A 14,270-nucleotide genomic window follows, 5' to 3' on the forward strand; every position below is an offset into this window, starting at 1 on the left:
TTTTTCAAAAAAACCTATATATGATTCCATAAATGTGGTAGTATGTATCACGTACTTTTAGTTTTTAAAAAGTCAGAAAATTTAATCATCAACATAAGAAACACTAGGAGGCATTATGAAAACCAAAGCACTCACTAACAAAGAAATACTTGCCATCGGTCTTATGCTGTTTGCTCTCTTTTTCGGAGCGGGAAATATGATTTTCCCTCCTTTGCTCGGACAGCAAGCCGGAACACACACTTGGAGTTCCATTATCGGTTTTCTCATTACAGGTGTAGGACTTCCGCTTATGGGGATAATCGCTGTTTCTAAAAGTAATGGAAATTTTACCGAAGTAGCTAAAAAAGTTCACCCTATTTTCGGGATTTCTTTTACTATATTGCTTTACTTAGCAATTGGCCCTTTTTTTGGTATACCCAGAACGGATACGGTAGCGTTTGAAATCGGTGTGACCCCATTTTTATCAGAAAATGCGGTTGCAAGCAAGATTCCTTTAATGGTCTATACCGTTATTTTCTTTGGCCTAACACTTTATTTATCATTGAATCCAACTAAAATTGTTGATCGCATAGGAAAAATTCTAACTCCTTTACTGCTCGCAGTATTAGCTCTTTTAGCTATCAAAAGTTTAATGACACCTATGGGTTCTTTTCAAGAACCTCACGCCAAATATATAGCCTCTCCATTTACGGGCGGCTTTATTGATGGATATTTGACAATGGATACAATTGCAGCTCTCGTATTTGGCATCGTTGTTATCAACAGTATTAAGGAAAAAGGCGTAACGGACGAACGAACACTTGCTTCGGTATGTATCAAAGCCGGGTTGATTGCTGCTGCTGGGTTAGCTATCGTTTATCTTTCTCTCGCGTATGTCGGCGCTTCAAGCGTAGAAGCAATTGGTATGAAAGAAAATGGAGGAGCTATTTTAACAGCTGTAGCTACAACATTATTCGGTTCGTTTGGCACCATTATTTTAGGACTCGCTATTACATTTGCTTGTCTAACGACAGCCATCGGATTAACTTCTGCTTGCGCACGATTTTTCACGCAGCTGGTGCCAAGCATGTCATATAAAACATTTGTTGTCATTTTAATGCTGTTTAGTGCTGTTATTTCAAATGTAGGGCTTACTCAATTAATTTCTATTTCCATACCTATTTTGACCTTTGTATACCCTATTGCCATTACGCTAATTGCTTTATCATTAATTGAAAGAGCCATTTCGTTTGGTCGAGAAGTATATGTGACAGCCGTAATCATTAGCTCGATTCTGAGCATTTTTGACGGGTTAAAAGCAGCAGGAATTATCTTAACAAGCATAGACAATTTTTTCAAAAACTATTTGCCGCTTTATAGCCAAGGCCTTGGCTGGCTTATTCCAACAGTTGCTGCTGCCTTCATAGGCTATATTATTAGTATTGCAAGAGGTACACATCACACAGATAGTATACAAAGAAAAGCGTCATAAAAAAGCTCGTGTCCTTTGGACACGAGCTTTTTAACTCTGTGAAGATACAATACGCTGTATACGATCCAGCGCACCAGGATCTACTTGCTCAATAGCTGCAGATGCCTGTTTTAATGCTTCTTTGTATTCGTAATGACGAAACGCTTCTTCTGCTTCTTCTAAAGACTGTGCAATCGAGTGATGAGTACTTCTATAACGGTTACCGTATTGAATCACTCTTTCAACGAGTCGCGCCTCTTCTAACATTGCCTCTGTTTCATCAAATGTATCCTGAACAAAACCAACAGCATCTTCAAGTAAAGATTGAACAGCTTGAATATTAAGCGGTTTTTCTTTCAGCTTAGCGGTTACTTCATTTAAGATATGAACCGTTTTTTCAAGCTGCACTTTGTATTCTTCAGGAACACCGGGAAGGTTGCTTTTTTGAATAAGGCGTCTTGCTTCAATCAACTGAGATTTCAGTTCTTCTATTTTGTCCTTAGCCGAGAGCTCATCTTTGCGAAGAGCTTGTAGCATATCGCTATAGGATTCCTGAGATTCTTTTAATTGGTTAAGCTGTTTGGAAACGTCTTCGAGTTCTTCTTGGATCACACTGTAGGCTAAATTGTGCTCCGCCACCTTGTCCGAAATATTATAGTACAAGTTAGTCAATCGTTTTAGTTCGCGATCCATTTTGTAATATACGTCTAAATCGCGCTCTTTAAAATGATAGCTCTGCTGTACAAATAGCGTTTCTTCACGAAGTTCACGGTTTCGTTCTTGAAGCATACGAAGGAAGTTAGATACCGTATGAGATTCACGGTTCATTTTATGATAGGAGAAAACCTCATGCTCAAGTGAGTCATATAACTGCTCTAAGCGTTCGTTCACATCATCTAGTTTTGTAATCGCTTCTTCCACATATAATTCTTCAATATCTGCAATAATTTCAGCAGTTTCTTGTTTTAAAAGCTCTACCGTTTCTTCTACTTGCAGATGATCTAACACATATCCCTGCTCACTCATTTCGCGGAACCCGTCAAGCAGTTCATTGAATTGAACAGGAAGAGTGGTCTGACACTCAACTAACACTTTCGGAATTTGTTCTAAATACGAATCAATAGCTGTTAAATCAGTTTTTAATTGAAGAACAATCTCACGTGCTTGAAGATAGTTTCCGTTAATCGTCTCTTCCTCGTATTTTTTAAACTGCTCTTTAGATGTATTAATTGCGTATTCTAACGTTTTTTCAGCATTTCCATAGGAATACCGATGTGCGAGCAATTTTTTCTTCACATGGCGGTGAAGCTGATTTAATTCCTCAATATCATATCGATTATCTTGTTCGCTACCAATTAAATTTTGAAGTTCAGTAAGTATGTTTTCAATATCTATCTTGGTTTGTTCTAAGGCTTGATCAATATGTATAGATAACTGCTTCGCTTTTTTAAATCGGTATTTATCTGCTGCTTCTTCCGTTTCAAACAGTTCTTTATCAATTTTGGGGAGATTAGTTGATATAATTTCATCCCACTGCTCACGCCAACGTTCAAATAGCTCTTCAGTTTGACCTGTCATGTTCAATTCTTTTACTTTTGAAATTTCCTCTGCAACTGGCGTATTTGCTAATTCGACTTTGATCGTTTCCAGGCGATCAATTTCTTGATAAATCTTTTTACGTGAAAACATTCCGTACACAACTAATCCGATAATGAGTATGATTAGTGCTATAATGAATTCCATACTAAGCCCCCTTACAGTACGTTCTACATGACAAGTTTCTTATTTATAAAAAGGGTGAATTTAATCCTTTAAATTTTTTTGCGTCAATGTTTTTATGATACCATGTAAAGCCCAACTTTTGAGCAAAAAATTAAATTTTTTTATACAAAATATTGGCATGGAGTCACTTTGTGTCGTTACAATGGAAAAAGAAGAAAAAAGGAGGCATTTTTTATGAAAGTTGACAAACATATTCATACTCCATTTTGCCCACACGGTTCGCCTGATTCATTGCAACAATATGTTGAACAGGCGATTTCCCTGAACTTTGGCGAGATTTCGTTTACAGAGCATGCTCCGTTACCAAAAAGCTTCATTGATCCGACGCCTGATCGAGACAGCGGAATGGATCCTGACAAACTTGATCGCTACATTCAAAACGTACAGCAAGTAAAAAAAGAATTTGAGCGCGATATTCGTATTAATATCGGATTGGAAGTTGACTTTATTGAAGGATTTGAACACGAAACAACAGAGTTCTTAAACGAATATGGTCCTTATCTTGATGACAGCATCCTTTCGGTTCACTTCTTAAAATATGAAGAAGAATATGACTGCCTAGATTTTAGCGCTGACGTATTTGCACATATTGTACAGAAATTCGGCAGCGTAAGCAAAGTATATGATAAGTATTACAACACGGTATTACGCTCTGTACAGGCCAATTTAGGCGTTTATAAGCCCAAGCGCATTGGTCATATGACACTCGTACATAAATTTCAAACTCGCTTTCCATATGAAGACACACTTTCCCCTATTATTTTATCAATACTCGATGAAATAAAAATGAAAGATCTGGCGTTGGATTATAATGGTGCAGGGTTGTTTAAACCTTTGTGCAAGGAAGCGTATCCAGCTCCCTTTGTCGTAAAGGCAGCCCAACAGAAAAAAATCCCTCTCGTATATGGGTCAGACGCCCACTGTGCGAAGGATTTAGGCCAAGGCTATAGAGAGCTTCATTTAAGATAATTGAACGCGAAGTTTGTTTGTCCGTTCATATGGCAAACATACCGTTGTGTGCACCCATCGCTCAAGCTCAATCGCATATTGCTGAACAAAATACGGTTCGTGAGGCAATATATGAAGAACTTCACTTAGGTACTGAGGATGAAGATAAGGCATAGACAGCATGCCCTTAAGCTCAATGATTGTAAAGGAAACGTGCAGCTTTCGAAACTCCTTTTCTTTCATCCCTCTTTCAAGGATTGTTTTTAAGTAGTATTTTTCCTTGGTTAAATACGTAGTCATAACTTCTCGAATTAAAATCGTGTCAAGAGAGATTTCTCTATATACGAGCCGGGCAATATGCCTATTTTCGTGCTGGTAATGTAAGATAGCTCGAATCATTACGATCATACTTTCTGTTGAAGACAGCTTTTTCATTTCTTGAAATGCTTGCTCCAACACCCCAATATAACCTTCAAAATAAGAAATCACTAAACTTTCAAGCAATCCTTCTTTGCTATGAAAATAATATGAAATATTCGCTACGTTCACTTTCGCTTTTCCTGCAATCTCGCGCACCGACGTACCATCAAAACCTTTTACGTTAAAAAGAGAAACGGCCGCATCAATAATTTTCTCTTTCGTTTTTGACTGTACAGCCATCTATCTACACCTCATTTCGATTTATTTTTACAAAACACATATGATTGCAAAATTGTGTAGAAATCGTTACAGTATTTAAAAAGGATTTTAGTAGCCTCTCTACATAATTCGTGATAGGCTTTTTAGTTCCTGTAATCTTTTATCGACAAAGTAGCGTTAAAACTGACGTTTCCTGATAAAAATTCATTAAATCTTATGTTGAATGGAGGAGAATACATTGTTTAATGTCGAAAACTACAGCGGCTCAAAACAAAAGGATTATGAATTAGTAATTAAGCAATTACGCGCCTTATTAGAAGGAGAAAGCAATACGATTGCTAATCTAGCAAATGCTTCAGCTTTGCTAAATCAATTTTTAAATGAAGTAAACTGGGTAGGTTTTTATTTAATGGAAGACGGGGAGTTAGTGCTTGGACCTTTCCAGGGACTGCCGGCTTGCGTTCGTATTCCACTTGGAAAAGGCGTATGCGGTACAGCAGCTCAAAATCAAAAAACAGAGCGAATTGAAGATGTTCACGCCTTCCCTGGCCACATTGCATGTGATGCCGCTTCTCAATCTGAAATCGTTGTACCAATTGTAAAAGACGGTCAGCTTTTAGGTGTTCTTGATATTGACAGTCCAATCAAAAATCGCTTTGATGAAATCGATCAACAGTATCTTGAAGAATTCGTCAAAGAACTCACTTCTTTTCTTTAAATATGAATAAGCAAAAAAACCGCTGCAAATCAGCGGTTTTTGCTTATTAAACAAACGTTTGATTAGCCATCACCACCGTTTTCTTACGTTCTTTCTTCTCTTTTCATACTTCAAATGAATATATCCTTTCTTTTACAATCTTTTAATCTTCAATCTTCCTTGACTTTATACGAGGAAACACCTATAATACTCGTTGTGTGAAATATTGCAGCTTATACAATCTTCTTTATGTTTTTTCATTTTGTTCCTCATTAAAAGGTTGTTTTACAGAAGTAGCAATTCTTTTAAAAAGATGGTGTATCGTGTAACTCTCTGCTGCTAGAGCGATGGTACATGAAAACAAAATGAGCATATCGCTAGAATGTGTCTGTTTTTGTTTTGCATAAAATAAAAACACAAACAAGGAGGAGTCATCATGGCTCGTTATACAGGTCCAAGTTGGAAAATCTCTCGTCGCTTAGGTCTTTCTCTAAGTGGTACAGGTAAAGAATTAGAAAAACGCCCTTACGCTCCAGGTCCACACGGCCCAGGTCAACGTAAGAAAATTTCTGAGTACGGTTTACAATTACAAGAAAAGCAAAAATTACGCCACATGTATGGTGTAACTGAGCGTCAATTCCGTAACTTATTCGTTGCTGCTGGTAAATTAACTGGTAAGCACGGTGAGAACTTCATGATTCTTTTAGAAGCTCGTCTTGATAACTTAGTATACCGTATGGGTCTTGCACGCACTCGTCGTCAAGCTCGTCAATTAGTTAACCACGGTCACGTTTTAGTTGACGGTAAACGCGTTGACATCCCATCTTACCGTGTACAACCTGGTCAAGTGATCGGTGTTCGCGAAAAATCTCGCAACCTTTCAATCGTGAAAGAAGCGCTTGAAGTTAACAACTTCGTACCAGACTACTTAACAGTAGACGCTGAGAAATTAGAAGGTACATTCACTCGCTTACCTGAGCGTTCTGAATTATCTGCTGAAATCAACGAAGCACTAATCGTAGAGTTCTACTCTCGTTAATAGTAAAAAGCCGTTCCCTATGGAGCGGCTTTTTTACTGTCTTTATACAAAAAAAGGCCTTTCGGCCTTTTTTTATGCGTATTGAATAAGCGTATATTTTTTCTTGCCTCGACGAATTACTGTAAATTGACCTTCAATACGGTCTTCTGCTCCTACTGTTTTTTGCAAATCTTGCTCACGCTCACCGTTTAAGTAAATCGCACCGTTTGAAATATCTTCACGCGCTTGACGTTTAGAAGGAGAGATTTTACTTTCTACAAGTAAATCGATTAAACCAATATCTTCACCTGTATGCGTGTAAGAAGGAACATCCTTGAATCCTTGCTTAATTTCTTCTGCTGTTAACTCTGAAATACTTCCGTTAAATAAAGCTTGCGAAATACGAATGGCTTGCTCAAGAGCTTCTTCACCGTGTACAAGCGTAGTCATCGCCGCTGCTAGTGCTTTTTGTGCTTCGCGTTTTTCAGGCGCTTCTTTTGCAGATGCTGCTAATTCATTAATTTCTTCATGTGATAAGAATGTAAAGTATTTTAAATATTTTATAACATCACGATCATCTGTATTGATCCAGAACTGGTAGAATTCATACGGACTTGTTTTTTCAGCGTCTAACCAAATTGCTCCGCCTTCTGTTTTACCGAACTTCGTGCCGTCTGCTTTTGTTACAAGCGGAACTGTTAATCCAAATGCTTTTGCATCTTCTTCTGATTTACGAATTAATTCTAAGCCAGCTGTAATATTTCCCCATTGGTCGCTGCCGCCAATTTGAAGCTTACAGTTATACGTTTGGTATAAGTTCAAGAAATCATATGATTGTAAAATCATGTAGCTGAATTCCGTAAATGAGATGCCTGATTCGATACGAGATTGAACAGAATCCTTTGCCATCATGTAGTTAATACCAAAGTTTTTACCGATATCTCGTAGGAATGTAATAACATCTAACGTGCCAATCCAGTCATAGTTATTCGCAATAACCGCTGCATTTTCACCTTCTTCAAAATCTAAGAAGCGTGAAAGCTGACCTTTAATACGCTCACTAAACATAGCAACCGTTTCTTTTTCATTTAACGTACGCTCTGCTTTTTTACCGCTTGGATCTCCAATAAGACCCGTACCTCCACCAACTAATGCAATCGGTTGGTGTCCAGCTTGTTGAAAGCGACGCAAAATTAAAACAGGAAGCATGTGGCCGATGTGAAGGCTGTCGGCTGTTGGATCGAATCCACAGTACAAACGAACAGACTCTTTACTCAAAAGTTCATTTAAACCTTTTTCATCCGTTTGTTGATTAATGAGCCCTCGAAACTCAAGATCTTGTAAAATATCCATGTTATATTCTCTCCTTTATCTAATTGCTCGTTACAATTTGTTGAACAACATAAAAAACGCCCCTTCTTAAAAAAGAAGGGACGAAAATATCGCGGTACCACCCTATTTGGAAATAAATTATTTCCCACTTAAATGATGTAACGGTCTACCCGTCTTTTGCTACTGTAAGTTCACAAAAGATGCTCAAGGACGTATTTCATATTTGTCTATGTACTGATTTTCAGCAACCATCAGCTCTCTTAAACAGGGAGACAAGTATTACTTCTTCCTATCACTGCAGTTTATTTTATTTAAAAGTTTACACCCCACAATTATGAATGATTTCATTTTAAAATTCAAGTCCAAAAAAAAGTTCAAACAGCTGGCTGTTTGAACTTTATAAAAATCACTTATTTTCCATACAAAGATTGAAACGTTTACTCCTTAGTCTTCCATCGTCGACAAATCGCCCGTTGGCAAATCTAATTCCCACGCTTTTAAAACGCGACGCATAATTTTACCGCTTCGTGTTTTAGGTAGCTTATCTTTAAACTCGATTTCACGTGGAGCTGCATGAGCAGCTAACCCTTTTTTCACAAATTGACGAATATCTTCAATCAGTTCATCTGAAGATTCATACCCATCTCTAAGTGCGATAAACGCTTTAATAATTTCCCCACGCACAGGATCAGGCTTACCAATGACACCCGCTTCTGCTACAGCAGGGTGTTCAACAAGCTTACTTTCTACTTCAAATGGACCAACTCGTTCTCCTGCGGTCATAATAACGTCATCAATTCGGCCTTGGAACCAAAAATAACCGTCTTCATCCATATACGCGGAATCACCTGATACGTACCAGTCGCCTGGCATAAAGTATGACTCATACTTTTCCTTGTTGTTCCAAATTGCATGCATCATAGATGGCCAGCCTTTTTTAATTGCTAAGTTACCCATTCGATAAGGTGGAAGCTCTTGTCCTTGATCGTCAACGATTGCTGCTTGTACACCCGGAATAGGTTTTCCCATAGATCCTGGTTTAATTTTCATAGACGGGTAATTACAAATCGTCTGACCTCCAGTTTCAGTCATCCACCACGTGTCATGAATACGTTTTTGGAAAACCTTCATTCCCCAGCGTACCACTTCAGGATTTAATGGTTCTCCCACGCTTAATACATGTCTCAGGCTGCTTAAATCATAGCGTTTAACTAAGTCATCGCCAGCACCCATTAGCATACGAAATGCTGTAGGCGCACTGTACCAAACCGTTACGCCAAAATCTTCAAGTGCTTGATACCATGCATCTGGACTAAAGCGTCCTCCTACAATCACATTTGTTGCTCCAGCAAGCCAAGGACCAAAAATTCCGTAGGAAGTTCCCGTTACCCAACCCGGATCTGCTGTACACCAATACACATCGTCATCTTTTAAGTCGAGCACCCACTTAGCAGTTTGATAATGCTGAAGCATTGCATTATGAACGTGAAGCACCCCTTTTGGTTTTCCAGTTGAACCTGATGTATAATGAAGCAGCATACCATCTGTTCTATCTACCCACTCAATCTCCACCTCTTTATTCGCCGCTTCTAATCGCTTCAGAAAATCTAGTTGAATGCCTTCTTCTGCTACATTTTCCCCTACAAGGAGAATGTGTTTTAAAGCTGGCAAATCCTTCACCGGAACGCGGCTCAGCAGTTCAGGCGTTGTAATTAACACTTTTGCATCACTGTCTTGCAAACGATCTTTTACTGCACCTTCCATGAATGCTTCAAACAAAGGCCCAACAATAGCGCCAAGCTTCACCGCGCCTAACAATGCAAAATAAAGTTCCGGAGAGCGAGGCATAAAGATAAACACACGATCTCCCTTCTCTACGTCTGCTTGTTTTAGCACGTTTGCGGCTTTGTTTGACCATTCTTTCATTTCTTTGAATGTATATTTTTCATTGCGCTGCGCATCTCGATAATAAAGCGCAACTTTATTTTTACGCGTAGAGTTTGCGTGCTTATCAATTGCTTCATAAGCTGCATTTAATTTACCTGTTTCATGCCATGAAAATTCCTTCTCCACTTGTGACCAGTCAAAGGTTTGATACGTTTTATCGTAGTCCTGTAAGTTGTATACCCCTTCAATTACAGGAAGCGCTTCCACCTTCATCACAAACTCCCCCTTATGTATAAAATTTACAAACCTATTATATAACAAAAATAGACTTTTCACAATTTTATAAAAATTATTTGTCGGAATTGGGATAATAGTCTCCCTTGTTATATGACAACCTTTGTTATATAAGTGTCGAATTAACAAGAATCTCTTTTAATTTCCTATTCTATGTTTTTGAAAAAACTCCTTTTCTTTTATTTAATTTTTTGAAAACGCTTTAATGTAGAGTTTTTTTTGTATTATAATACAGATAAGACTGCTTGAAGGTGGTGATTCATGTGAAACATTCCCAAACATACAATATGAAAGAACTAAAAACAGCGGTTGGAGCAATTGTTATTGAAGGACCTGTCTCCTCACAAACCTTGCAACAACTTGATTTTCATGAGCAACTAACGGCCTTTCGTCCACCTGAACAGCAAAAAGAAGCATTGATCGAGATTGCCAACTTGCCTGAAGGTAGAATCATTATTGCTCGTCATCATCATACAATCATTGGTTATGTCACCTTTTTATATCCCGATCCTCTAGAACGATGGTCGGAAGGAAATATGGAGAATTTAATCGAATTAGGAGCTATAGAGGTAGCTGCCCCGTTTCGCAGCTACGCTGTTGGAAAAAACTTGCTTATCGTATCTATGATGGATGATGCAATGGAAGATTATATTGTCATTACGACAGAATACTACTGGCATTGGGATTTAAAAGGAACAGGGCTAAATGTGTGGGATTACCGCAAAATTATGGAGAAAATGATGAATAAAGGCGGACTGACGTGGTTTGCCACAGATGATCCGGAGATTAGCTCCCACCCTGCTAATTGTTTGATGGTAAGAATCGGGAGCAGAGTCCCTCAAGAAAGCATACAAGAATTTGATAGCCTGCGCTTTCGAAATCGCTTTATGTATTGAGCTGACCTTTAAGAAAAGGAGCTGTGTCTGATGATTGTTGAAGAGATGATGAAAACCGATCTCGTTACCTTAACCCCCGACCATACGATTGCTGAAGCTATGAAACTTTTAGATACACATAAGATTAGACATATTCCTATCGTTAATGACCTTCATCACGTAGTTGGCATCATTTCTGATCGAGACGTAAGAGATGCAAGTCCATCTATTTTAGATAATACTTATACATCTGCTCTTCTATCCGAACCCGTGCGGATGATTATGAAAACAGAAGTCATTACAGCTCACCCTCTTGATTTTGTTGAAGAAATTGCAAGCATTTTTTATGAACACCAAATCGGTTGTATTCCCGTCACAAAAAACAAGCGGTTAGTAGGAGTTGTTACCGAAAGAGATCTACTACATACGTTTATTCAGCTTACTGGCACTAATAAGCCAGGTTCACAAATTGAAATAAAAGTAGAAAATAAGGCTGGCGTGCTCGCTGAAGTTACATCCCTCTTTGGTTCAAAGAGAACAAACATCTTAAGCGTACTTGTCTACCCTGATGTAGATGAACGATATAAAATCCTTGTGCTTCGCATTCAAGCTATTAATCCATTGATTAGTATAAATACATTAAAAGAAAACGGCTATGAGGTGCTATGGCCTAAATTACCGGAGATGACGTAATGACTAGTAATGCTGTATTTATTTATTCAGATGATATTCTTTCGTACAAATTCAGCAATAATCATCCGTTTAACCAGCTTCGTGTTCAACTAACATATGAACTGTTACGGGAATTTGGCGCTTTAGGCAATCAAGATATTGTATTACCGCGGATGGCATCTGATGAAGAACTTCAGCTTGTCCATGATACTAGCTATATTCAAGCGGTAAAATTAGCAGGAAGCGGCGAGCTTTCTGTTGAAAAAGCAGCAGATTTTGGTCTTGGAACAGAAGATACACCTATGTTTCCCAACATGCATGAAGCCAGTGCGTTTTTAGTTGGGGGTACACTTACGGCTGTAGATTATGTGATGACTGGAAAAGCTAAGCATGCTCTAAATTTAGGAGGAGGATTGCACCACGGCTTTCGAGGAAAAGCTTCCGGCTTCTGTATTTATAACGATAGCGCGGTAGCCATCAAATATATGCAGCAAAAGTACAACGCGCGCGTCCTCTATGTCGATACAGATGCTCACCATGGTGACGGCGTGCAATGGACATTTTATGACGATCCTTCCGTTTGTACTCTTTCCATTCATGAAACGGGACGCTACTTGTTTCCAGGCACGGGAAACGTTAACGAACGCGGGCACAGTGAAGGCTATGGTTATTCATTTAATGTGCCTGTTGATGCTTATACGGAAGATGAGTCTTGGCTCGACGTTTATAAGACCTCTTTAAAAGAAGTAGCTGCTTTTTTTAAACCAGATGTTATCTTGACACAAAATGGAGCCGATTCTCATTATTACGATCCGCTCACTCATTTATGCGGCACCACGAAAATATACCGTGAGATTCCTAAAATTGCTCATGAAATTGCCCATGAATACTGTCAGGGAAGATGGATTGCGGTTGGCGGAGGAGGTTATGATATTTGGCGGGTTGTTCCTCGGGCTTGGTCATTCATTTGGCTTGAAATGATTGAACGAAAGGCAGAAGGCATGCTTCCTCTATCATGGCTTGAAAAATGGACAAAAGTATCGCCTCACCCCATTTGCACGCAGTGGGATGATGAACCTAATATCTATCAGCCAATTCCAAGAAAACCAGAAATAACAGAAAAAAACGCTCAAACTCTTGAGCGCGCTCTTTATCCTATTCGTTCTCATACATCTCATTCTTAAAAAAAGGCTATACAAACGTATGGCCTTTTTCACTGTGCTTCGGGATCTGAAATAATAATTTCGACGCGTCTATTTTTTTGTAAATTGTCATTAGACGTGTTCGGAACAAGCGGCTTTGTATCTCCGTATCCAAGTGCTTCAAAGCGGTTAGCAGAAAGAGAAAAGTGGTTCGTTAAATAACGTATGACGCCGCTGGCACGCGCTGCCGATAGTTCCCAATTAGATGGATAACGATAGGTGTGAATAGGTCGATTATCGGTATGACCTTCTACTTTAATATCATTTGGAATAGTACTGAATAACCTTCCTAATTCATCCAGGAAAGGGGTACCTTTCTTCAAAATGTCTGCCTGTCCTGTTTCAAACAGCACCTGTTCTTGTAAAATAAGCACAACTCCGCGTTCATCTCGCTTAGCAGTAATAACATTCTGAAGCTTATTTTCCTTCAGGTAATTTTGCACTTTCGCTAAAATGTTATCCAGCTTTTGAGACTGCTGGCTCTTTTCTACAGAAGCTAATGAGCCACCGCTTGTAAGCGAATTGACAACGGTCTGAAACTTTTGATTATCAACGCTAGACATTGAAAATAGTAAAATAAAAAAAACTAATATTAACGTCACCAAATCAGCAAATGTTACCATCCATTTTGGCGACTGTGCCGAATACCTTTTTCTTCTACGCTTCACGAACGTGTTCTCTCTTTTCTTCCAGCTTTCGTTTTTCAACAGGGGCAAATACTTTTAGCTTTGCTTGCACAAAGCGAGAATTTTGCCCCGCCTGCAAGCCGATGACACCTTCAATAATCACTTCTTTAACAAAAAGCTCATGCTCCGTTTTACCAGCTAATTTAGCTGCGATTGGCTGAAAAAACAAGTTTGAAAGCAGCGCCCCGTAGAAAGTCGTTAAAAGAGCAATTGCCATGTTAGGCCCAAGCGATGAAGGGGTATTAAGGCTTTTAAGCATTAGCACTAGCCCAACGAGCGTCCCAATCATTCCCCAAGCGGGGGCATAATCGCCTGCTTTTTCAAACATACTTCGACCTCTCGTATGTCTTTCTTCTACTGCAGCTATTTCAGCTTCAAGCAGCTCTCGAATCATTTCTGGTTCTACTCCATCAATGGCTAGCAAAATACCTTTTTTCACAAATGAATCATCGATTTGTTCAAGCTCTGCTTCTAACGATAGAAGCCCTTCTCGACGCGCTTTTTCCGATAAATGTACAAATGTTCCTACAATTTCTTCTACGTTTATTTCTTTCGATTGAAACGCTTGTTTCCCTACTCTTCCCATATTTTTTAATTGTTTTAACGGAAAGCTCACGCACAGCGTACCAAAAACGCCTCCCAGTACAATTAAAATCGATGGCACATCAATAAAAGCTAAAAAACCGCTCATTCCTCCACTTGAAATAACCCCAAACACAACCATAGAGATACCAATTAGTATCCCTATAGGTGTGAGCATATCAATTTTTTTCATATTCTATCTCCCC

The 14,270-nt window shown here is 38.8% G+C and carries 13 protein-coding genes and 1 other annotated feature; of the genes, 7 read left to right on the plus strand and 6 right to left on the minus strand.

The features are described from left to right. Window positions 1-115: 115 nt before the first annotated feature. Window positions 116-1,471 (plus strand): branched-chain amino acid transport system II carrier protein, encoded by a 1,356-nt coding sequence (gene brnQ / locus ACRPLY_RS18905; protein WP_014458014.1) that lies wholly within the window; start codon window positions 116-118, stop codon window positions 1,469-1,471. A 30-nt stretch (window positions 1,472-1,501) separates the two neighbouring features. Here brnQ and ezrA read toward each other — a convergent pair whose 3' ends face one another. Then, window positions 1,502-3,193, minus strand: coding sequence for a septation ring formation regulator EzrA (gene ezrA, locus ACRPLY_RS18910; protein WP_013059480.1), 1,692 nt, complete (start codon window positions 3,191-3,193; stop codon window positions 1,502-1,504). Between the two features lie 213 nt (window positions 3,194-3,406). Here ezrA and hisJ point away from each other — a divergent pair, with 213 nt between their 5' ends. Beyond that, window positions 3,407-4,201, plus strand: a complete 795-nt coding sequence (gene hisJ, locus ACRPLY_RS18915; RefSeq protein WP_165635102.1) for a histidinol-phosphatase HisJ — start codon at window positions 3,407-3,409, stop codon at window positions 4,199-4,201. On the opposite strand, the gene refZ is transcribed toward hisJ, so the two are convergent. Beyond that, window positions 4,193-4,840, minus strand: coding sequence for a forespore capture DNA-binding protein RefZ (gene refZ, locus ACRPLY_RS18920; RefSeq protein WP_014458012.1), 648 nt, complete (start codon window positions 4,838-4,840; stop codon window positions 4,193-4,195). The genes hisJ and refZ overlap by 9 nt on opposite strands. A gap of 217 nt (window positions 4,841-5,057) precedes the next feature. Here refZ and ACRPLY_RS18925 point away from each other — a divergent pair, with 217 nt between their 5' ends. Both ACRPLY_RS18925 and rpsD read left to right on the plus strand, forming a co-directional pair. Further along, on the plus strand, window positions 5,058-5,537 hold the full coding sequence (locus ACRPLY_RS18925; RefSeq protein ID WP_014458011.1) for a GAF domain-containing protein: 480 nt from the start codon (window positions 5,058-5,060) through the stop codon (window positions 5,535-5,537). Window positions 5,538-5,952: 415 nt separating this feature from the next. Next, window positions 5,953-6,555: a 30S ribosomal protein S4 gene (gene rpsD, locus ACRPLY_RS18930; protein WP_013059485.1), complete on the plus strand. Its 603-nt coding sequence runs from the start codon at window positions 5,953-5,955 to the stop codon at window positions 6,553-6,555. A gap of 72 nt (window positions 6,556-6,627) precedes the next feature. Here rpsD and tyrS read toward each other — a convergent pair whose 3' ends face one another. Both tyrS and acsA read right to left on the minus strand, forming a co-directional pair. Beyond that, a complete protein-coding gene (gene tyrS / locus ACRPLY_RS18935; protein WP_028411808.1) occupies window positions 6,628-7,887 on the minus strand; it encodes a tyrosine--tRNA ligase in 1,260 nt (419 codons plus the stop codon). A 73-nt stretch (window positions 7,888-7,960) separates the two neighbouring features. Beyond that, window positions 7,961-8,171: a binding site (T-box leader), on the minus strand. A 139-nt stretch (window positions 8,172-8,310) separates the two neighbouring features. Next, window positions 8,311-10,026: an acetate--CoA ligase gene (gene acsA / locus ACRPLY_RS18940; RefSeq protein WP_028411809.1), complete on the minus strand. Its 1,716-nt coding sequence runs from the start codon at window positions 10,024-10,026 to the stop codon at window positions 8,311-8,313. A 284-nt stretch (window positions 10,027-10,310) separates the two neighbouring features. Between acsA and ACRPLY_RS18945 the strand changes: the two genes are divergently transcribed. The 3 genes from ACRPLY_RS18945 to ACRPLY_RS18955 are packed head-to-tail and all read left to right on the plus strand — an operon-like array spanning window position 10,311 to window position 12,778. Then, window positions 10,311-10,943 (plus strand): hypothetical protein, encoded by a 633-nt coding sequence (locus ACRPLY_RS18945; RefSeq protein ID WP_028411810.1) that lies wholly within the window; start codon window positions 10,311-10,313, stop codon window positions 10,941-10,943. A 30-nt stretch (window positions 10,944-10,973) separates the two neighbouring features. After that, entirely contained in the window at window positions 10,974-11,615 is a 642-nt protein-coding gene (locus ACRPLY_RS18950; RefSeq protein WP_028411811.1) for an acetoin utilization AcuB family protein, read from the plus strand. Further along, complete coding sequence (locus ACRPLY_RS18955; protein WP_028411812.1) at window positions 11,615-12,778, plus strand: acetoin utilization protein AcuC; 1,164 nt, start codon at window positions 11,615-11,617, stop codon at window positions 12,776-12,778. Before ACRPLY_RS18950 ends, ACRPLY_RS18955 begins: the two co-directional genes overlap by 1 nt. A 29-nt stretch (window positions 12,779-12,807) precedes the next feature. On the opposite strand, the gene motS is transcribed toward ACRPLY_RS18955, so the two are convergent. Together motS and motP are read right to left on the minus strand one after the other, a co-directional pair. Beyond that, on the minus strand, window positions 12,808-13,464 hold the full coding sequence (motS, locus tag ACRPLY_RS18960; protein ID WP_028411813.1) for a flagellar motor protein MotS: 657 nt from the start codon (window positions 13,462-13,464) through the stop codon (window positions 12,808-12,810). After that, on the minus strand, window positions 13,454-14,257 hold the full coding sequence (gene motP / locus ACRPLY_RS18965; RefSeq protein WP_033579602.1) for a flagellar motor protein MotP: 804 nt from the start codon (window positions 14,255-14,257) through the stop codon (window positions 13,454-13,456). Before motP ends, motS begins: the two co-directional genes overlap by 11 nt. Window positions 14,258-14,270: the final 13 nt, after the last annotated feature.

The organism is Priestia sp. TGN 0903, from assembly GCF_050846855.1.
Lineage (GTDB): Bacteria > Bacillota > Bacilli > Bacillales > Bacillaceae_H > Priestia > Priestia zanthoxyli.